This is a genomic window from Rhizobium sp. Root708 (assembly GCF_001429725.1).
Lineage (GTDB): Bacteria > Pseudomonadota > Alphaproteobacteria > Rhizobiales > Rhizobiaceae > Rhizobium.
Genome location: NZ_LMHV01000040.1, coordinates 221,510 through 240,999 on the forward strand (window position 1 = coordinate 221,510; position 19,490 = coordinate 240,999).

16 protein-coding genes are annotated in these 19,490 nt (G+C 62.9%); 9 read left to right on the forward strand and 7 right to left on the reverse strand.

The genetic code is table 11. The features are described from left to right. Window positions 1-8: 8 nt before the first annotated feature. Window positions 9-251: a hypothetical protein gene (locus ASE04_RS20345; protein WP_056821107.1), complete on the reverse strand. Its 243-nt coding sequence runs from the start codon at window positions 249-251 to the stop codon at window positions 9-11. A 362-nt stretch (window positions 252-613) separates the two neighbouring features. Between ASE04_RS20345 and ASE04_RS20350 the strand changes: the two genes are divergently transcribed. The 3 genes from ASE04_RS20350 (at window position 614) to ASE04_RS20355 (ending at window position 2,408) form a co-directional block, all read left to right on the forward strand. Next, the gene (locus tag ASE04_RS20350) at window positions 614-1,702 is read left to right on the forward strand and encodes a DUF475 domain-containing protein (protein WP_056821109.1); all 1,089 of its coding nucleotides are present in this window, start codon (window positions 614-616) and stop codon (window positions 1,700-1,702) included. Between the two features lie 121 nt (window positions 1,703-1,823). Beyond that, on the forward strand, window positions 1,824-2,012 hold the full coding sequence (locus tag ASE04_RS31060) for a hypothetical protein (protein WP_162260540.1): 189 nt from the start codon (window positions 1,824-1,826) through the stop codon (window positions 2,010-2,012). A 189-nt stretch (window positions 2,013-2,201) separates the two neighbouring features. After that, the gene (locus ASE04_RS20355; RefSeq protein WP_056821112.1) at window positions 2,202-2,408 is read left to right on the forward strand and encodes a hypothetical protein; all 207 of its coding nucleotides are present in this window, start codon (window positions 2,202-2,204) and stop codon (window positions 2,406-2,408) included. Between the two features lie 106 nt (window positions 2,409-2,514). Here the strand turns inward: ASE04_RS20355 and ASE04_RS20360 are convergent, their stop codons facing one another. Genes ASE04_RS20360 through ASE04_RS20370 form a run of 3 tightly spaced genes read right to left on the reverse strand, consistent with a single transcriptional unit; the run spans window position 2,515 to window position 5,476 of the window. Then, window positions 2,515-4,032 (reverse strand): tripartite tricarboxylate transporter permease, encoded by a 1,518-nt coding sequence (locus ASE04_RS20360; protein WP_056821508.1) that lies wholly within the window; start codon window positions 4,030-4,032, stop codon window positions 2,515-2,517. Window positions 4,033-4,043: 11 nt separating this feature from the next. Then, window positions 4,044-4,535, reverse strand: coding sequence for a tripartite tricarboxylate transporter TctB family protein (locus ASE04_RS20365; RefSeq protein WP_056821113.1), 492 nt, complete (start codon window positions 4,533-4,535; stop codon window positions 4,044-4,046). Continuing rightward, window positions 4,532-5,476, reverse strand: a complete 945-nt coding sequence (locus ASE04_RS20370; RefSeq protein ID WP_056821510.1) for a Bug family tripartite tricarboxylate transporter substrate binding protein — start codon at window positions 5,474-5,476, stop codon at window positions 4,532-4,534. The genes ASE04_RS20365 and ASE04_RS20370 overlap by 4 nt, the downstream gene beginning before the upstream one ends. 305 nt (window positions 5,477-5,781) lie before the next feature. Here ASE04_RS20370 and ASE04_RS20375 point away from each other — a divergent pair, with 305 nt between their 5' ends. Then, a complete protein-coding gene (locus ASE04_RS20375; protein ID WP_056821115.1) occupies window positions 5,782-5,970 on the forward strand; it encodes a hypothetical protein in 189 nt (62 codons plus the stop codon). 31 nt (window positions 5,971-6,001) lie between these two features. Here the strand turns inward: ASE04_RS20375 and ASE04_RS20380 are convergent, their stop codons facing one another. Together ASE04_RS20380 and ASE04_RS20385 are read right to left on the reverse strand one after the other, a co-directional pair. Beyond that, window positions 6,002-7,066 carry an ABC transporter substrate-binding protein gene (locus ASE04_RS20380; RefSeq protein WP_200960751.1) on the reverse strand — a complete coding sequence of 355 codons (1,065 nt, stop codon included), beginning with the start codon at window positions 7,064-7,066 and terminating at the stop codon, window positions 6,002-6,004. 50 nt (window positions 7,067-7,116) lie between these two features. Beyond that, the gene (locus ASE04_RS20385; RefSeq protein WP_056821122.1) at window positions 7,117-8,181 is read right to left on the reverse strand and encodes an acyltransferase family protein; all 1,065 of its coding nucleotides are present in this window, start codon (window positions 8,179-8,181) and stop codon (window positions 7,117-7,119) included. Between the two features lie 244 nt (window positions 8,182-8,425). Here ASE04_RS20385 and ASE04_RS20390 point away from each other — a divergent pair, with 244 nt between their 5' ends. Next, the gene (locus tag ASE04_RS20390; RefSeq protein ID WP_056821512.1) at window positions 8,426-10,276 is read left to right on the forward strand and encodes an adenylate/guanylate cyclase domain-containing protein; all 1,851 of its coding nucleotides are present in this window, start codon (window positions 8,426-8,428) and stop codon (window positions 10,274-10,276) included. A 23-nt stretch (window positions 10,277-10,299) separates the two neighbouring features. On the opposite strand, the gene ASE04_RS20395 is transcribed toward ASE04_RS20390, so the two are convergent. Beyond that, a complete protein-coding gene (locus tag ASE04_RS20395; protein WP_056821124.1) occupies window positions 10,300-11,385 on the reverse strand; it encodes a MerR family transcriptional regulator in 1,086 nt (361 codons plus the stop codon). 147 nt (window positions 11,386-11,532) lie between these two features. Here ASE04_RS20395 and ASE04_RS20400 point away from each other — a divergent pair, with 147 nt between their 5' ends. The 4 genes from ASE04_RS20400 to ASE04_RS20415 all read left to right on the forward strand — a co-directional run bounded on the left by ASE04_RS20400 (window position 11,533) and on the right by ASE04_RS20415 (window position 19,487). Continuing rightward, entirely contained in the window at window positions 11,533-12,210 is a 678-nt protein-coding gene (locus ASE04_RS20400; RefSeq protein ID WP_056821125.1) for a response regulator, read from the forward strand. Beyond that, window positions 12,207-13,589 (forward strand): sensor histidine kinase, encoded by a 1,383-nt coding sequence (locus ASE04_RS20405; RefSeq protein WP_056821127.1) that lies wholly within the window; start codon window positions 12,207-12,209, stop codon window positions 13,587-13,589. The genes ASE04_RS20400 and ASE04_RS20405 overlap by 4 nt, the downstream gene beginning before the upstream one ends. 110 nt (window positions 13,590-13,699) lie before the next feature. Next, window positions 13,700-17,056: a transglutaminase family protein gene (locus ASE04_RS20410; RefSeq protein ID WP_056821129.1), complete on the forward strand. Its 3,357-nt coding sequence runs from the start codon at window positions 13,700-13,702 to the stop codon at window positions 17,054-17,056. Between the two features lie 13 nt (window positions 17,057-17,069). After that, window positions 17,070-19,487 carry a circularly permuted type 2 ATP-grasp protein gene (locus ASE04_RS20415; protein WP_056821131.1) on the forward strand — a complete coding sequence of 806 codons (2,418 nt, stop codon included), beginning with the start codon at window positions 17,070-17,072 and terminating at the stop codon, window positions 19,485-19,487. The last annotated feature ends 3 nt before the right edge of the window (window positions 19,488-19,490 follow it).

Genomic DNA, 19,490 nt, shown 5'->3' on the forward strand with positions numbered 1-19,490 from the left:
CGAAAAGATCAGCGGCGCGGCTTCGCAATCGTCGGATCGTCATTTCCGGCCTTCGTCGGGCCGCCCTTCGAGAGGTCGCCACCGGTTACGTGCGCTGGAACGTGCACGTCGTCGAAAACCCCGTTCGGAAGCGTCAGATCGACATGATGCGGCGGCAGAACCTGCGCTTTTTTCATGCTGTTCGGGCGCGACCGCTTCATACGGTCGGACTTCTCAGTTCGCTTGTCAGGAGTGTGGGTCGAGGGGTGCATCGTCGGCCTCCTTTGCATTTCGCATATTGACGCTGAATGGGAGACTAACGACGGCGGCGACGGATGGTTCCAAGAAAAGAGCACAGGGCTCTGTTGCCATCTTGACTGGCGCGTGGAGTTCACTACCTTCGCACTATCCCGCGGCCTCGGACATCGGCCGATGGGTCAACCTGGTGCCGGGCCCCTCTGGCGAGAGTTTTTACGGCGCTCTCGTGATGTCGGTACCGCCTGCAGCTTTAGCCGGCGGATTTTTCATCGATGAAAAAGCTCACCATGCCTTATGCGCATGCCCGTTGTGGTATGCCGCATTTTTCCTGCGCAGTCTCACTCTTCGAAACGGTTCGTGACTGCGAGGTTCAGCCATGACCAACAGCGCGCAAAAATCGACCCTCAGCTACTTCACCTGGTCCTTCATCGTCACCGCCGTCGGCCTCGCGCTCGGCGCGGCGCTCGGCTGGCAGACCACGGGCACCCTTGGCGGCATGGCGACCGTCTTCTTCATTTGTACCGTGCTCGCCGTGCTCGAAATCTCGCTCTCCTTCGACAACGCCATCGTCAACGCCAACAAGCTGAAGGAGATGACGCCGGAGTGGCAGCATCGCTTTCTGACTTGGGGCATCGTCATTGCCGTCTTCGGCATGCGTATCGTCTTCCCGCTGGCGATCGTTGCGATCGCGGCGCAGATCGGCCCATGGGAAGCCCTCGTGCTTGCCGCCCGCGAGCCCGCCGAATACGCCCGCATCATGAACGACGCGCATCTCCCGATCGCCGCCTTCGGCGGCACCTTCCTGATGATGGTTGGCCTGAACTACTTCTTCAATCACGAGAAGGAGGTTCACTGGATCTCGGGGCTCGAGAAGCTCATGGCCCGTTCGGCAACGATCAAGGGTATCGAGATCGCCTTCGTGCTGGCACTTATCCTGGTGTTCTCGTCGTTCCTCGGTGAGGAAGAGGCCACGACCTTCGTGCATTGCGCGATCTACGGCCTTCTGACCTTCCTCGCGGTCGAGGTGGTCGGCGGTCTGCTCGATGCCTCGCAGCAGACGATGAGCGCTGCCGCCAAGGGCGGTGTCGGCGCTTTCATCTATCTCGAAGTGCTGGACGCCAGCTTCTCCTTCGACGGTGTTATCGGTGCGTTCGCGCTGACGCAGAACCTTTTCGTCATTGCCATCGGCCTCGGCATCGGCGCCATGTATGTGCGCTCGATGACGATCATGCTCGTCGAGAAGGGAACGCTTGCGGAGTATCGCTACCTCGAGCACGGCGCCTTCTACGCGATCCTGATCCTCTCCGTGATCATGTACGTGCAGACGATGTTCCACATCCCCGAGGTCATCACCGGCCTTGGCGGCGCGACCTTGATCGGCATCTCGCTCTGGTCGTCGATCCGCCACAACAAGAAGGAACGGGCGGAAGAGCGCGCCGAGGCGCACAAGGAACTGCACGCCTGATATCGGCAGGCCGCATCAACCGGTGCGGCTTCCCCTCGACAAAAATAAAGCCCGCGACCATCCGGTTGCGGGCTGTTTCGTATCCGGCGATCGCTGACCGCCAAGTCACGCCGAAGCATTAATGGTTGATTCTGCCGAACATGCTCGGGTCGATGCCGAGTTCGCGCAGATCGCGATTCCTAGGGCGGCGGCCGCTTTCGATGGTGGCACTGACGGCATTCGCAGCACCGATCATCGCAAAGGCGCGACCAAGGAAACCATCACGAATGGACTTACGGAAGGACATTTTCTTTCTCACTTTGCTTTATAACTGACCGCTTACATATGAGCTTTCGCACCGGTTGCGACAACCGGTGGAAATTCAGCCCTGCCATGCAAGAACACGCGACCGGCATGAGAAAACCAACGACGCACTTCGTCCGATTGGATGAAGGGGAAATCCCGGCAGGCGGTGATAGATTAGAGAAAGGCGGTCGTAGGCAGCATCCCGGAGGCTGACATGGAAAGGCTGGTAGTCCGATCAAGAAAGGTTGCGGAGCTTCGGTATTACGAGGCGAAGCGAAGCCTGACCATTGTTTATCACAGCGGAAAATCCCGGCCACTCGGCGGCATCGACCGCAACATGGTGCTGAAGCTGATCTCACAGCTCGCCCGCAAAAATGCGGCCTACATGGCCTGCCTGTCCGAGATCGCCGTCATCATTTGAGGATCGTTGCCCTTTCAGCAACCGCGATCGCGCTTTGTCCGGCATAAAAAAGGCCGGCAATGCTTCCATCGCCGGCCGTAGATAGAGGGTTTGGAGTCTTTTTCTTCTAGTCCTCGTTGGCTGCCAACTGCGACAGCACCTGTCCGCGTCCACGCAGGCGCAGGATCAGCGGGATGATGAAGGCGGCCGCCGCGACGATCAGAAGACCGGCCGCGATCGGCGACATGACCAGTGTCGAGACGTCACCCTGGCTGATCGCAAGTGCGCGGCGCAGCTGCTGCTCGGCAAGCGGACCGAGGATCAGACCGACCACCGCAGGTGCGATCGGATAGCCGAACAGCCGCATGATGTAGCCGAGCACACCGAAGGCGAGCAGCATCCCGAGTTCGAAGACCGACGGGTTGGCGCCGATGGTGCCGAGCGTCGCGAACAGCAGGATACCGGCATAGAGCCACGGCTTCGGGATCGTTAGCAGACGCACCCAGAGGCCGATCAGTGGCAGGTTGAGCACCAGGAGCATCGCGTTGGCGATCAGCAGGCTGGCAATCAGGCCCCAGACGATCTGCGGGTTGTTCGCAAACAGCAACGGACCGGGCTGCAGGCCGTATTGCTGGAAGCCGGCGAGCATGATCGCCGCCGTCGCCGTCGTGGGCAGGCCGAGCGTCAGAAGCGGCACCAGCGTACCGGCCGCCGATGCATTGTTCGCAGCCTCCGGACCGGCAACGCCTTCGATCGCCCCATGGCCGAATTCCTCGGGGTTCTTCGCCAGCCGCTTTTCCGTGGCATAGGAAAGGAACGTCCCGATCTCCGCGCCGCCGGCCGGCATCGCGCCGATCGGGAAGCCGATCAGCGTACCGCGTAGCCATGCCTTCCATGAACGGCCCCAGTCTTCCGCCGTCATCCACAGCGAACCTTTGACGGCCTCGACCTTCTCCGCGATGCTGTTGCCCTGCGCGGCGATGTAGAGCGTCTCGCCGATCGCGAACATTGCAACCGCAAGCGTCGTCACCTCGACGCCATCGAGCAGATCGGGAACGCCGAAGGAAAGACGTGCCTGTCCGGTCTGCTGGTCGATGCCGACCATGGCGAGCGCAAAACCGATGAAGAGCGACGTCAGGCCGCGCAGCGCCGAATCCCCGAAGGCCGAGGAGACGGTCACGAAGGCGAGCACCATCAGCGCGAAATATTCGCGCGGTCCGAACACCAGCGCCAGCTTGACGATGTAGGGAGCGATGAACGCAAGGCCGAGCGTGGCAATCAAACCGGCCACAAACGAGCCGATCGCGGCAGTCGCTAGCGCCGGCCCGCCGCGCCCCGCTCGGGCCATCTTGTTGCCCTCCAGCGCGGTAACGATCGAGGCGCTTTCGCCAGGCGTATTGAGAAGGATGGAGGTGGTCGAGCCGCCATACATGCCGCCGTAGTAGATACCCGCGAACATGATCAGTGAGCCGGCCGGATCGAGCTTGTAGGTAACCGGCAGAAGAAGGGCGACTGTCAGCGCCGGGCCGATCCCCGGCAGAACGCCGACGGCAGTGCCAAGCGTTACGCCGACAAACGCATAGAGCAGGTTCATCGGCTGCATGGCGACCAGGATGCCCTGGAAGAGGAATTCGAAGGTGCTCATCGCATCCAATCCTAGAAGAAGATGTGTTCGAACGGCCCCGCAGGCAGGGTCAACTGCAGGAGCTTCGCGAAAATCACCCAGACCACGAAGCTAAGGACAATACCCGCGGGGATGGTAATCCAGAGCTTGCGGCGTCCGAAGCCAGCGGCCGTGAAGGCAAACAGACAGCCGGTCGCGATCGAAAAGCCCGCCGTCTTGAGAAGCAGCATCTGCGCGGCAAGGCCGGCGACGATCCAGACCACCGGGGCCACTTCCTGATGATCGCGCTCGGGAAACTCCCCGCGCCAGGCTTCGAAGATCGTCCAGATACCGAGGCCGATCAGCCCGAAGGCGACCACCTTGGGCGCGGTTGCCGGACCGATGCGGTCATATTGAGCGATGGCGCGCATATGCGAGGCATCCCAGAGCATGACGGCGGCGACGGCGAAGAGACAGACGGCAATGACCAGCGCCGCCCAATCGGGGCGGCGCTTCGTTGCCAAGGGTTCGTTACCCTTGCTCATTGAACAAGTCCGATCTCTTTGAGGATGCCTTCGGTGGCCGAGACGTCCTTCTCGAGCTGCGCCTTGAAGGCGTCGCCGGCGAGATAGGTGTTCGCCCAGCCCTTGGTCTTCAGGATTTCCTGCCAGCCCTCGGACTTCGAAAGCTTGTCGAAATCGGCGGTGATGGCAGCAGTCTGTTCAGCCGAAAGACCAGGCGCTGCCGCAACCATGCGCCAGTTTTCGACGGCGACATCGAGGCCGGATTCCTTCAGCGTCGGCGCGTCGATGCCGTCGATTCGCTTGTCGCTCGAAACGGCGAGAAGCCGCAGCTGACCGGCCTTCACCTGCGATTCAAACTCACCGTAGCCGGAAATGCCCGCCGTCACCTGTCCGCCGAGAATAGCGGCCAGAGCCTCACCGCCGCCAGAGAAGGCGACATAATTGATCTTCGTCGGATCGACGCCCGCCGCCTTGGCGATAAGGCCGACCGCGATGTGGTCGGTACCGCCAGCCGAACCGCCAGCCCAGGAAACCGAGCCCGGATCCTGCTTCAGCTTGGCAACCAGATCGGCGATCGTCTTGATGTCGGAGGCAGCCGGCACGACGATCGCTTCATACTCGCCGGTGAGGCGGGCAATCGGCGTGACGTCTTTCAGCGTAACCGGCGACTTGTTGGTCAGGATCGCGCCGACCATGACATAGCCGCCGACGATCAGGGCATTCGGGTTGCCGTTGTTCTGGCCGGTGAACTGCGCGAGACCGATGGTGCCGCCGGCGCCGGGAACGTTCTGAACCTGAACGTTGCCCGCGATGCCTTCCTTCTGCATGACGGTCTGCAGCGAGCGAGCCGTCTGGTCCCAGCCGCCGCCGGGTGCGGCAGGCGCCATGATCGTGTAATCGGCGGCATAAGCCGGCAGCGCGACGGCAGCCGCGAAAATGGTTGCAAGAAGAGTATGCTTCACGAGTGTGTCCTCCGTGGGCGCGACTGAGAAACCGCGCATTGTTCTCGATGGAATCGGGAAGGACACCGCAGACGGACTCCAAGGTCCGACATGGCTGGCAGGCTCCTCCCGAAACTTCACCTATCCGCCTCCACGGAGCTGAAGTTCAGGAGAACCGACCACAACAAGCTGTCATTTAGCTGACATCGGCACGGACATCGCTCACAAGGACACTTTTTCGCCGCAATTACACCTCGCGCGGAAAAGTTCCGATCGGGTGGAACCGGGCGATCTCTCGCGCGTTGTTCCGCTGGGAGGATTGGGCCATGAGTTCTCACATCGATGCCACCAGGATCGAAAACGACAGCTTGCGCCAGGTCTGGAGCGTAAGCGAGTTCGCGCGCCGCCATCGCCTCGATGCGGACGAAGAGAAGCGTCTCACCGCGCTTTTCGGGTTGTTTGCGACCAAGCAGGAACTGCTGGCAAACGCCCAGCGGCCGTGCCTCTTCCGCTAAGCCGTGCCTCTTCCGCTAATACGGCTAGCTATTATTGCGTTCGCAGCACTTCGTTCCAGTGGGCGATCAGCCGCGCGCGCTTCACCTGGTCGAGATAGACCATCAGCCCGGGGCTGACAGGCACCGGCCTCAACTGCGCGCCTAGAAGCTCCTGCATCGTGTTGGCGGTATTCTCGCCGGCAACTTCGGGGCTGACAGCCGGGATCTGCAACTCGCGCGCCATGATCGTCTGCCCTTCCTTCGACATGAAGAAGGAGAGATATCTGCGTCCAAGTTCCGGGTTGGACGCCGCTTGCGGCACCAGACCGATGCGCGACATCACCACCGTATAATCTTTCGGCAGCACGATCCCGACCTCGGGATGGCGTTTGGCCCAGTCGGCGGCATAGGAACCGAGAATATTGTAGCCGAGCACGAAACGGCCGTCCGATACGCGCTCAAGAATGGCCGAGCTCGTCGAATAAAGCTTTACGCCGGCCGCACCCATGGCGCCGATCACGGACCAGATATCACCGAACTGCTCTTGGTCGCGGGCCATGAACAGGAAGCCGACGCCGGAGCGCTCGATGTCATACGTGCCGATCCGCCCGTGCACGGCATCGCCCTTGCGCCTGAGATAATCGACGAATTCCGCCCGCGTGCTCGGCGGCGGTTCGTCGACGAAGCTCGGCTTGTGATAGACGAAGACAGCAGGCTCGAAGGTCAGCGCATAGGCGGTGTTGCGCCAGTTGGCCCATTTCGGCCACAGCCCGCTCATCGGCAGATTGCTGACTTGGGCATAGCCATCGTTGGAGAGCTTGACCTGTAGGTCCATCGCCGACGAAAAGGCGAAATCCGCCGTGCGCTGGCCGGCATCCGTCTCTCGGACGATCCGGTCGTAGATCTCCCCGGTCAGCATGTCCTCGTATTTGACCGCGACATCGGGATTGGCCTGCTGAAAACCCAGGATCATCGGCTGAGCCAACGGCTCGTCCAGCGAGGAATAAACGACCAGCGCAGGCGCGCCCTCATTCCCCGAGACGGCCGGATAGAAAACCTCGTCCGCGGCGGCAAAGCCCGGCCACAGCATCAGCAACAGAATGAATGCTCTCCTCATGCATCGACAATGCATCAGGCGCGGCATAGGCGCAAGAAAGCCTGCCCGTCTCAGGCGTGCGGCGCCACGATATTGGTCAGCACCAGCCCGGTAACGACCCCAATGCCGACAATGCCATAGCCGAGGCACATCGCCAGCCTGCCGCGCTCCGGTGTAAAGATGTCGCCGCGTACCGCCAGAATACGTCGATCCACCCATTGATAGAGTGCCGCCGCGGTGCCGAGGTTGAGCGCGACGGACAGCACATGCCGCAGGATCGATGCTTTCAGGCCGAAAGGCCCGAGGACCGCATTGGCCGCGAACACGCCGATCCAGTGGTTGAGGTAGAGCGGATAGGACATGCCGCCGAGAAACCGGCCCATGAAGAGAGGCTTTCCGGGAACGGCAAGCAGCATGACGATGCAGATCGCCAGCAGGGGAGCCCATGCCTCGTAGCTCAACCCTTCGAACAGGGCGGACGAGAAGACCAACACACCGCCGAACGACATTACCCGAGCCGGCGCGAAGGAATGAATATGGCCGAACCGCCGCGCCGAAACCGCCGCGAACACGCCGAACACGATGCTGGCGTAGAGATCGCACCACCAGGCGGTCGCAGCAAGGACAGCCCACAGCAGCGGGGAACGCCCGAACGGACGGATCATCACCAGCAGGAAGGGAGCGACGAGATAGAACTGTTCTTCGGCGTCGACGCTCCAGAAATGATTGCCGGTGCCCTGCAGCGGCATTGCGTTGATAAATTCCGCCAGCTGCTGCGTTCCGAACAGATTGTAGACGAAGCTCGCCTTGTAGAAGACGATCTCCAGCCATTTGAAGGTCAGATGGTCCTTCAGCAGGCTCACGCTGACCAGAAGGACAAGCGTGATGAAGTAAGGTATCCAGATGCGCATCGCTCTGTTGAAATAGAAGCGCGGCAGCTCGCGGGTCGACATATCGATCAACATACCGCCGATCAGCCAGCCGCTGAGAGCGAAGAAAACCTGAACCGCGAAGTTCCCGCTCTGGTTCCAGCTCAGAACTCCGTCGTGCCAAAGCATGACGACGATTGCTAGAAAAATCCTGAGATAATCAAACAAAGGATAGTATTTCTGCTCGGAACCCGACTGACTTGCCATTCAACGCCTCGAAACCATGAAGTACGCTTGCACCCGAAACCGGAAGTCTTATGGGACCGGCCGCCGATTGCCACACGGGAAATCGGATGAAGGGCCCTACGTCGGGAGACGCATACCTCGTTATTAGAGCGGCGGCATTTCAGCAGATGAGCCTGTGAAATATCCGAACGGACATCTGGCGGCGGACACCCTCGTCGGTGACGACAAAACACGTTACAGTTTGACGGTTCGACCGGAGGACGCCTTGGAACGACGTTTGACCGCCATTCTCGCCGCCGATGTGGTTGGCTACAGCAGGCTGATGGGCATCGACGAGGCCGGCACGCTGAAGGCCGTCAACCGTCATCGCGTCGAGTTGATCGAACCGGCCATCGCCCGCCATCGCGGCCGGCTGGTGAAGTTGCTCGGCGATGGGCTGCTGGCGGAGTTCGGCAGTGTCGTCAACGCGGTCGCCTGCGCCGTCGACATCCAGCGCGGCATCACGCTCAATAATGAACGCGTGCCGGAAGACCGCCGCATCCGCTTTCGCATCGGCGTCAACCTCGGCGACGTCATCGTCGAGAACGGCGATATCTTCGGCGACGGTGTCAACGTCGCGGCAAGGCTCGAGGCCGTGGCCGAGCCCGGCGGCATTGCGGTCTCGTCGTCGGTGCGCGACCATGTCGGCGGTCGCCTCGATCTCGGCTTCGACGATCGCGGCCAGCAGACGCTGAAGAACATCCAGCAGCAGGTCCACGTCTACGCCGTCCGGTTCGACCGGCCCGGCGACGCCAGCAATGGTGCGCCGGAAACGCCCGTCAACGATGATCGCTCGATCGTCGTGCTACCCTTCACCAACATGAGCGACGATCCCGACCAGGAGTATTTCTCCGACGGACTGACCGAAGACATCATCACCGATCTCTCGAAGATATCAGGCCTGCTGGTAACCCCGCGCAACACCACCTTCGCCTACAAGGGCCGCAGCGTGAAGATCGGCCAGATCGCCCGCGAGCTCTCTGTGCGCTATGTCCTGCAGGGCAGCGTTCGCAAGTCGGGCACGCGCGTGCGCATCAGCGCGCAGATGATCGACGCCAGCAACGAAGACCACCTCTGGGCCGATCGTTACGACCGCGACCTGACCGATATCTTCGCAATACAGGATGAGATCGCCCATGCGATCGTCGGCCAGTTGAAGATCAAGATGCGACCGGAGGAAGTGCGCGCGCTGGAAAGCGATCCGACCACCAATGTCGAGGCCTACACCTACTATCTGCGCGGCCGCAAGTTCGCCCGCTCCATGACCATGTCCTATCTCGTCATGGCCCGGCGGATGTTCTACAAGGCGATCGAGCTCGATCCGAACTATGCCCGCGCCTATGCCGGCATCGCCGATTGCGATTCCGCGCTTTACATCTGGTACGCCGCCGAACTGCCGATCGGCGAAATTCTGGAAATGACCGCCAAGGCGATCGCGCTTGATCCCGAGCTAGCCGAAGCCCACGCCGCCCGCGCCATCGCGCTTCATCACGGCGACCGCGACGAAGAGGCAGACATCTGCTTTGCCCGCGCGCTGGCCCTCGATCCCAATCTCTTCGAGGCCAATTTCCACTTCGCCCACCGCCTGTTCAAGCGCGGCGAGTTCAACGATGCGATCGTTTATTTCGAACGTTCGGCAGCGCTCTACGCCGACGATTACGTCTCGCCGGTCCTGCTCGCCGCCGCCTGCCGCTCGCTCGGGCGCGCCGGGGAGGGTCGAAAATGGGCGGAGGAAGGAGCGGCCCGCGCCGAGCGCGCCGCCGAACACAACCCCGGCAACTCCGCCCCCATCCATCGCGCAGCCCTTGCCTACGCGCAGATCGGTGACCACAGGCGTGCCGTCTCCTGGATCAACCGCGCGCTCGCCATGGACCCCCACGACGTCATCACCCGCTACAATGCCGTCTGTGTCCACGCAGTGCTGGGAGAGATCGACCGCGCCATCGAACTCCTGGAACAATTGCTGCCCAACAGCTCCTCCTACCAGATCGGCTGGTTCGACAACGATTCAGACCTCGACAACATCCGCTCCGACCCCCGCTTCATCCGGCTGATGGAAGCGATCGCGCAGCAGTGAAGCGCACGGGTTGCCGCGAACGCTCAAGGCAACGGCCGGATCCACGCACCGCTCATGCGCCCGTCATCGGCTAGAACAAAACGCCACTCCAGATTCTCGTTCTCGAACGTAACGTCGTATACGTCCCAACCTTCCGAGGTGACGCCTTTAAAAATATGCCCCTTCAAGGCACCCGCCTTTTCGAGGTCTGCTTTGATTTTCGACGCCTGCTCACGCGTCGCAGTTGCGAGCCCCTCAGTCATCTGGTTGAAATCGTACTCGCCTTGAATAGACTCGCGAATAAGGCCGCGCAGCCGAGCCTCGCTATCCGGCACCGGGCGCTTGTCCTTGATCCTGTCTTCAAGCTCGGTAGCAATGGCTCGCGCCCGGGCTTCATCGATCCGGAACGCCGTCTGCTCGTAGCCGTTCTGATGCAGGATCAGGCTGTGCGCCAATCCTCCATCGTCACCCGTAAAACTCAGTTGCGCGGGCACCACGCGATAGAAAAACAGATCATCCTTCTCCGCGAATATCTCCAACGCATCCTGTCCCGTCAGTTGTGCCGACAGCCCGCCAGGTCGAACAGAAATCGTCATCACCGCGCCGGTTGCAAAGCGATAGAAGCCCACGTAGCGCTGGTGAAGCGCGGGATCGGTCGGCACCTCGACGCGCGGGCGCGCTTGTTCGTAGCGCCGCCATGCGACGGCGTCGCTGCCATTGTCGCTCATGTTTGTCTCCCTTGCTATTCGGATGATGTCGTGGATTGCAACCGGCTCGCCCAGCGCGATGCGCCGGCGCGAAGCCTGGATCAACGCCAGCCCCTCGTCGGCACGCGCACGCAAGGCCGTCGTTGCTGCCTCTTGCATAGCCAACGTCCGATCCAGATCCACCGCATGCCCCGCGAGCAGATCGGTAATTTGGGCAAGGCTAAGTCCGAGACGTTTCAGGGCAAGGATCTCGTGCAGCCGCGCGATCTCCGACATGCCGTATAAACGCCAATTCTTGCCCGTTCGTCGTGGGCTGATAAGCCGCCGCGTCTCGTAGAGCCGTAGCGCCCGCACCGTGAGGCCCATCTGTTCCGCGCACTCAGCAGCGGTCAGCCAGCGATTATCATTGCCTTGCTCGCTCATAGCACCTCCGGCGACTGTTATAGGCTATGACCTTGGGGCTGGCTCAAGTGCTGCCAGCAACAATTTTGCGACGTCTGACCATCCCCCTCTACCCGTGACATCGTCAGCGCCGCCCTATAGTCTCCAGCAAAAATCAAGGGAACATCCGTGCGCATTCTATTGGTGGAGGACAATATCGCGCTGGCCGACGGGCTTTCGGCGATCCTGCGCGGCACCGGCCATGCCGTCGACGTCGTGCATGACGGCGCTTCCGCCAATGCCGTGACGGCAGCCGAGAATTTCGATCTCGTCGTGCTCGACCTGAACCTGCCTGAAATGGACGGCCTCGAGGTGCTGCGCGCCATGCGAGCCAGGCAGAACCAGTCGGCGGTCCTGATCCTGACGGCGCGCGGCACACCGGAGGAGCGTGTCAAGGGCCTCGATCTCGGCGCCGACGACTACCTCATCAAACCCTTCGATATCTCCGAATTCGAGGCCCGTGTACGCGTCCTCCTGCGTCGCCAGGCTGGGCTGCATTCGGCCACGGTCAGTTTCGGTGGCCTGTCGCTCGATCTCAACTCGCGCGCCTTTTTCTCGGGGGCGACGCCGCTCGATATCCCCGCCCGCGAACTCGGCCTGCTCGAAATCCTCTTCATGCGCGCCGGCAAGGTCGTCGCCAAGGAAGCGATCATCCAGTCGTTGACCGCCTTCGACGACGACATTTCGGCCAACGCCATCGAGCAATATGTCAGCCGCCTGAGAAAACGCCTGTCGCCATACGGCCTGACGGTCAAGACGGCGCGCGGCATCGGCTACTATCTCGACAAGCTGCCAGAGGCCTCATGACGACGGCCTATTCGCTCAGACGAAGGCTGCTGTTCTGGCTGCTGATCTCGACCGCCATCATCGGCATGGTCGCGCTTGTCGACACCTACCGCGAGGCCGTGCAGACCTCCAACATCGTCTCGGACCGCGTGCTGGCAGGATCGGCGCTCGCCATCGCCGAACGCGTTGTTGTTGCCGAAGACGGCACGCTCGAGGTCGATATCCCCTATGTGGCGCTGGAGATGCTCACCTCGGCGGCGCAGGACCGCGTCTTCTACCGCGTCGACGGGCCGCCCGGAAAATTCATCACCGGCTACCAGGCGCTCCCTGTGCTTGCCGAAACCGTCGGCGACACCGCCGCCTTTGCCGACGACACCTTCCGCGGCGAGCCGATCCGGGTGGCGACGCTCAAACGCTCGGCCTCCACAGGCATCCGCTCGGTCCCCTTCGCCGTCACCGTCGCCGAGACCACCATTGCCCGCCGCCAGTTGGCCCGCGCCATCCTCTTCCGCTCGGCCCTCCGTCTATCCTTCATGATCGCCGGCGCCGCCGTCATTGTCTGGATTTCGGTCACCGTCGCGCTCCGCCCGCTCTACAAGCTGCGCGATGCGATCGGCGAGCGCAGCCCTGATGACCTGCACCCGATCGAACAGTCGGTTCCGAGCGAGGTCCAACCGCTCGTCGATACCGTCAACGGCTTTATGGTTCGCCTTGAATCGGCGCTCGACGCACTTCGCAACTTCACCGGCAATGCCAGCCATCAGCTGCGCACGCCGCTGGCGATCATCCGCACCCAGCTTGCGCTCTCGGCCCGATCCGGCACCTTGGCGGAAGCGCAGGGCTCTGCCCTGAAGGGCGATCAGGCCGTCGCCCACGCCGAGCGCATTCTTGCCCAACTGCTGCTAATGGCAAAGATCGATGCGGCAACGGCAAAGGAAGCGCTAACCGCCTCTTCGATCGACCTGACGGCCATTGCCCAGGAGATAACCGGCGAATTGATCCCGACGGCCGCCGAGGCGGGCATCGACCTCGGCTTCGAAGGCGACCGCCCTGCCCTCGTCCGCGCCGAGCCATTGCTGATCGGCGAACTGCTGCGCAACCTTGCAGGAAATGCCATCGCCTATGCAGGCAAGGGCGCGGAGGTGACCGTCCGGATATCCGAGACCGACGATGCCGTGCGCCTCGAAGTCGAGGACAACGGTCCCGGCATTCCGGCGGAGAAGCTCGCCGCCGTCCGGCAGCGCTTTTCGCGCGGCAGCAATTCCGGCGCACCCGGCGCCGGCCTTGGCCTGCCGATCGTCGAGGAGATCGCCGGCCTCTTTAATGCGGCGCTGGCGCTCGAGCCCGGCTGCAACGGTAGAGGCCTCAAGGCCTCGGTGACGTTTGCCAAGGCGACGTAAAGCCTTAGCCGGCCTCGCCTTACCGCCTTGCATTCTTTCGCTGCATTGCACACACTGCCCTTCGGAACAGCAAATGCCGTACAACGATACGGCCGCGGATAAGGCAGTCCATGTCGATCAAAGCCAGCATCTATCACCTGACGCATTACAAATACGACAAGCCGGTCCGCCTCGGGCCTCAGATCATCCGCCTCAAGCCTGCGTCGCATTCCAAGACGCGGGTGATCAGCCATTCGCTGAAGGTCTCGCCGGCGAACCATTTCGTGAACCTGCAGCAGGATCCCTACGGGAATTATCTGGCCCGCTACGTCTTCCCCGACCCGGTGACGGAGTTCAAGATCGAGGTCGATCTCGTCGCCGACATGACGGTCTATAACCCCTTCGATTTCTTCATCGAGGAGAGCGCCGAAATGTGGCCGTTCTCTTATCCCGAAGAAATCAGGGACGACCTTGATATCTACATGCAGCCCCAGCCGGTGGAGTCGGCACTCGCCGCCTATCTCTCGGGCATCGACCGCACCCCGATGCGCACCACCGACTTCATCGTCGGCCTCAATGCCCGGCTGAAGAACGACGTCGAATACGTCATCCGCATGGAGCCCGGCGTGCAGACGCCCGAAGAGACGCTGAAACTGGCGCTCGGCTCCTGCCGCGATAGTAGCTGGCTCTTGGTCGAGATCCTCCGCAATCTCGGCTTCGCGGCCCGCTTCGTCTCCGGCTATCTCATCCAGCTGACGCCGGATCTGAAGGCGCTCGACGGCCCCTCGGGCACCGAGGTCGATTTCACCGATCTGCACGCCTGGTGCGAGGTCTATATCCCCGGCGCCGGCTGGATCGGCCTTGATCCGACCTCGGGCCTCTTGACCGGCGAAAGCCACATCCCCCTTGCCGCCACGCCGCACTACAGCAACGCCGCCCCGATCTCCGGCGGGCTCTACGGCCACGCCAACACCGAATTCACCTTCGACATGAAGGTGACGCGGGTGGCCGAGCATCCGCGCATCACCAAACCATTTTCCGATGACAGCTGGGACGAGCTCAACGCGCTCGGCGCCAAGGTCGACAGCATCCTGCAAGCCGGGGATGTCCGCCTCACCATGGGTGGCGAGCCGACCTTCGTCTCGATCGACGACTTCGAATCCGAGGAATGGAACACCGAAGCCGTCGGCCCGACCAAGCGCGAAAAGGCCGACGTGCTGATCCGCAAGCTGCGCGAACGCTTCGCCCCCGGCGGCTTCCTGCATTATGGCCAGGGCAAGTGGTATCCGGGCGAAAGCCTGCCGCGCTGGACCTTCTCGCTCTACTGGCGCAAGGACGGCAAGCCGATCTGGCAGAACCCTGACTTGATCGCCGGCGAAGGCAAGGAGACCGGCGCCAAGGCCGAGGACGCCTCCGATTTGCTCAACGCCATCGCCAGGGAACTGGCGATCGAGCCTGATATGGTGCTGCCGGCCTATGAGGACCCGGCCGAATGGATCATCAAGGAAGGCAGCCTGCCTGACAATGTCGATCCCTCGAATTCGAAACTGAAGGACCCCGAAGAGCGCAGCCGCATCGCCCGCGTCTTCGAACGCGGCCTGACGACGCCCACGGGCTATATCCTCCCCGTCCAGGCCTGGAACGCGAAGGCGTCCGACCAGCGCTGGATGAGCGAGCGCTGGAAAACCCGACGCGGCAAGATCTTCCTCGTGCCCGGCGACAGCCCCGTCGGCTACCGCCTGCCACTCGGCACCCTGCCCTACGTGCCGCCGGCCCGCTATCCCTACATCCACACCGCCGACCCCTCGATCCCGCGCACACCGCTCGCCGAAGTCTTCGTGCCGGCTGGCCGCACCCCGACCCCGGACCGTGCCACGCCAGCTGGTCGCGCCATGCCGGAAGCCTCGCGCCACAGCGACGACAGCGGCCAGAGCCGCGTCGAGCAGACGCTCGGCGAGATCGGCGGCGCCGTGCGCACCGCCATCTCGGTCGAGCCACGTGACGGCCGCCTTTGCGTCTTCATGCCGCCGGTCGAGCGGATCGAGGATTATCTCGAATTGATCGCGGCTGCCGAAAACGCCGCCGCCGAACTCGGCCTGCCCATCCATATCGAGGGCTATTCGCCGCCGCAGGACGAACGCATCAACGTCATCCGCGTTGCGCCCGATCCCGGCGTCATCGAGGTCAACATCCACCCCGCCTCCAACTGGCAGGACTGCGTCGACATCACCACCACGGTTTACGAGGAAGCCCGCCAGACGCGCCTCGGCGCCGACAAGTTCATGATCGATGGCCGCCACACCGGCACCGGCGGCGGCAACCATGTCGTGGTCGGCGGTGCGAACCCCGGCGACAGCCCGTTCCTGCGCCGTCCCGACCTGTTGAAGAGCCTGGTGTTGCACTGGCAGCGCCATCCGTCGCTCTCCTACATGTTCTCGGGCATGTTCATCGGCCCGACCAGCCAGGCGCCGCGCATCGACGAGGCCCGCCATGACAGCCTCTACGAGCTGGAAACGGCGCTGGCGCAGATCCCGGCACCCGGTCATGGCCCAACCCCTTTGCCCTGGATTACCGACCGCCTGTTCCGCAACACGCTGATCGACGTGACAGGCAACACCCACCGCGCCGAGATCTGCATCGACAAGCTGTTCTCGCCCGACGGCCCGACCGGCCGCCTCGGCCTCGTCGAGTTCCGTGGCTTCGAAATGCCGCCGAATGCGCGCATGTCGCTCGCCCAGCAGCTTCTGGTCCGCGCCCTCATCGCCCGCTTCTGGCAAAACCCGGCCGATGGCCTCTTCGTTCGCTGGGGCACCACGCTGCACGACCGCTTCATGCTACCGCACTTCGTCTGGCAGGATTTCCAGGACGTGCTGGCGGACCTGAAGCAGAACGGCTTCGACCTCAGCCCCGAATGGTTCAAGGCGCAGCTCGAATTCCGCTTCCCCTTTTGCGGCGAGGTCGAATACGAAGGCTCGAAGCTGGAGCTGCGCCAGGCGCTGGAACCCTGGAACGTCATGGGCGAGGAAGGTGCTGTCGGTGGCACCGTGCGCTATGTCGATAGCTCCGTCGAGCGCCTGCAGGTCCGGCTCGAGACCGGCAACGCCGCCCGCTACATCGTCACCTGCAACGGCCGCAGCGTGCCGCTGACGCCGACGGGCACATCAGGTGTCTCCGTCGCCGGCGTCCGCTTCAAGGCCTGGCAGCCGGCGTCGGGATTGCACCCGCTTCTGCCGGTCAACACTCCGCTGACCTTCGATATTTATGATACATGGTCGAAGCGCTCGATCGGCGGCTGCATCTATCATGTTGCCCATCCGGGCGGGCGTAGCTATGACACCTTCCCGGTCAATGGTAACGAAGCGGAAGCAAGGCGTCTGGCGCGATTCGAACCATGGGGCCACACGGCTGGCGGCTATATCCCGCAGGTCGAAACCGGATCGCCCGAGTTCCCGCTGACGCTGGATCTGAGACGACCGGCGGGAATCTAGACGTTAGGGTGAAATGGGCAAAAAACCGACGGCAGAACTGAGAGCAGCGCCAGCGATCCGCACCGGCAACGATGCGGTGCTTGGCTATGCCCCACTGCCCGGCGTCGCCGACGAAATGGTCGATACCAACGGCGCCATCCGGCCGGTCTGGCAGCGTTTCTTCGGGCATCTGAGCAGCATGCCTGACAAGGATCTGACGGAGCGATTCACCCGCGCCGATCGCTATCTCCGCGATGCCGGCGTCTTCTACCGTGCCTATGGCAGCACCGGCAGCGCCGAGCGTTCCTGGCCGCTGTCGCATGTGCCTGTGCTGATCGATGCGCGCGAATGGGAAGCGGTGTCGGCTGGTCTCGAACAGCGCGCCGACCTGCTAGAGGCGATCGTTGCCGATATCTACGGTGAAAACCGGCTCGTTGCGCAAGGCGTGCTGCCACCGGCGCTGATCGCCGCCAATCCGGAGTACCAGCGTCCCCTCGTCGGCGTCTCTCCGGCGAGCGGCCACTATCTGCATTTCTGCGCTTTCGAGATCGGTCGCGGGCCGGATGGCAACTGGTGGGTGCTCGCCGACCGCACCCAGGCGCCGTCGGGCGCAGGCTTTGCGCTCGAAAACCGCGTTGCGACGACCCGCGCCTTCTCCGACATCTATGCTGAGACGTCGGTTCATCGGCTGGCCTCATTCTTCGGCGCCTTCCGCGATTCCCTGCAGGGCATGAAACACAGCGGCGACGATCGCATCGCCGTCCTGACCCCGGGCCCCGCCAACGAAACCTACTACGAGCACGCCTATATCGCCCGCTACCTCGGCTTCATGCTGCTGGAAGGCGAAGATCTCACCGTCGTCAACGGCAAGGTGATGGTGCGCACCGTCTCCGGCCTGAAGCCGATCACCGTGCTCTGGCGTCGCCTCGACTCGGCCTATGCAGACCCGCTCGAACTGAACCAGAATTCGCATATCGGCACGCCCGGCCTCGTTGAGGCATTGCGCGCCGAAAGCGTGACGATCGTCAACGCGCTCGGCAGCGGCATCATCGAAACGCGCGCGCTTCTCGCCTTCATGCCGACGATCTGTCGCCAGCTATTCGGCGAGGAACTGAAGCTCCCCTCGATCGCGACCTGGTGGTGCGGCCAGAAGGACGAGCGCGCGCATGTGGCCGAGAACATCGAGAAGATGGTCATCGGCCCGGCATATTCGCGCGCTCCATTCTTCGACGACAGCGGCGAATCCGTGCTTGGCTCCAGCCTGCGCGCCGCCGCAAAGGATTCGATCGGCGACTGGCTGAACTCCGACGGCGCAAAGCTCGTCGGCCAGGAGGTCGTGACGCTCTCGACGACGCCGGCCTGGATCGGCGGCAAGCTGACGCCGCGGCCGATGTCGCTGCGCGTTTTCGCCGCCCGCACCGCCAATGGCTGGCAGATCATGCCAGGCGGCTTTGCCCGCATCGGCGGCAGCGACGATGTATCAGCGATCGCCATGCAATCGGGCGGTGCGGCCGCCGACGTCTGGATCGTCAGCGACAAGCCGGTGGAGCGCCATACGCTGCTGCCGGCCGAGGGCAGCTTCACCCGCAACATGCCCGGCAGCCTGCCGAGCCGCGCGGCAGACAACCTCTTCTGGCTTGGCCGCTATATCGAGCGCGCCGAAGGGGCGCTGCGCATCCTGCGTGCCTGGCACGCCCGCTTCGCCGAAGTCGCCGATCCGAGCCAACCGCTGCTGGCCGACGTGAGCGCCTATCTGGCGGTCGTCGACATCGACACGGAGGATGCCGTTCCCGAGAACCTGCTGCGCAACATCGACAGCGCCGTCTATTCGGCAAGCAACATCCGCGACCGCTTTTCGCCGGACGGCTGGCTGGCGTTGACCGATCTGGCCAAGACGGCACGGCGCTTCCACAGCACCGTCTCGCCGGGCGACGATGCCAGCCATGCGATGACGATCCTCTTGCGCAAGCTGGCGGGCTTCGCCGGTCTCGTGCATGAAAACATGTACCGCTTTACCGGCTGGCGCTTCCTCTCGCTCGGCCGCCATATAGAGCGCGCTTTGCACATGACCCGCCTGCTCGGCCATATGTCTGGCCCCGACGCCCCCGACGGCGCGCTCGACATGCTGCTCGAGATCGGCGACAGCGTCATGACCCATCGCCGCCGCTACAACGTCAATACGGCCCGCCTGACGGTGACCGACCTGTTGGCGCTGGACCCGCTCAACCCGCGCTCGATCCTGTTCCAGATGAACGAGATCCACCGCGAGGTGGAGCAGCTGCCGAACGCGCTCGTCAACGGCCAGATGTCGCCCTTCTACCGCGAAGCGATGCGGCTGCATTCCGGCCTTGCCGTGATGACGCCGGAAACGATGGGCGTCGATGTCTATCGCCGCCTCGAACGCGAGCTCGAACACCTCTCCGACCTTCTTGCTCAAACATATCTCGGGTGACCC

What these genes read in the sequence shown, in the direction of transcription:
- ASE04_RS20345 (WP_056821107.1), bottom strand. Translation starts at nt 251, where the DNA reads ATGCACCCCTCGACCCACACTCCTGACAAGCGAACTGAGAAGTCCGAC.
- ASE04_RS20350 (WP_056821109.1), top strand. Translation starts at nt 614, where the DNA reads ATGACCAACAGCGCGCAAAAATCGACCCTCAGCTACTTCACCTGGTCC.
- ASE04_RS31060 (WP_162260540.1), top strand. Translation starts at nt 1,824, where the DNA reads ATGGTTGATTCTGCCGAACATGCTCGGGTCGATGCCGAGTTCGCGCAG.
- ASE04_RS20355 (WP_056821112.1), top strand. Translation starts at nt 2,202, where the DNA reads ATGGAAAGGCTGGTAGTCCGATCAAGAAAGGTTGCGGAGCTTCGGTAT.
- ASE04_RS20360 (WP_056821508.1), bottom strand. Translation starts at nt 4,032, where the DNA reads ATGAGCACCTTCGAATTCCTCTTCCAGGGCATCCTGGTCGCCATGCAG.
- ASE04_RS20365 (WP_056821113.1), bottom strand. Translation starts at nt 4,535, where the DNA reads ATGAGCAAGGGTAACGAACCCTTGGCAACGAAGCGCCGCCCCGATTGG.
- ASE04_RS20375 (WP_056821115.1), top strand. Translation starts at nt 5,782, where the DNA reads ATGAGTTCTCACATCGATGCCACCAGGATCGAAAACGACAGCTTGCGC.
- ASE04_RS20380 (WP_200960751.1), bottom strand. Translation starts at nt 7,066, where the DNA reads ATGAGGAGAGCATTCATTCTGTTGCTGATGCTGTGGCCGGGCTTTGCC.
- ASE04_RS20385 (WP_056821122.1), bottom strand. Translation starts at nt 8,181, where the DNA reads ATGGCAAGTCAGTCGGGTTCCGAGCAGAAATACTATCCTTTGTTTGAT.
- ASE04_RS20395 (WP_056821124.1), bottom strand. Translation starts at nt 11,385, where the DNA reads ATGAGCGAGCAAGGCAATGATAATCGCTGGCTGACCGCTGCTGAGTGC.
- ASE04_RS20405 (WP_056821127.1), top strand. Translation starts at nt 12,207, where the DNA reads ATGACGACGGCCTATTCGCTCAGACGAAGGCTGCTGTTCTGGCTGCTG.
- ASE04_RS20410 (WP_056821129.1), top strand. Translation starts at nt 13,700, where the DNA reads ATGTCGATCAAAGCCAGCATCTATCACCTGACGCATTACAAATACGAC.
- ASE04_RS20415 (WP_056821131.1), top strand. Translation starts at nt 17,070, where the DNA reads ATGGGCAAAAAACCGACGGCAGAACTGAGAGCAGCGCCAGCGATCCGC.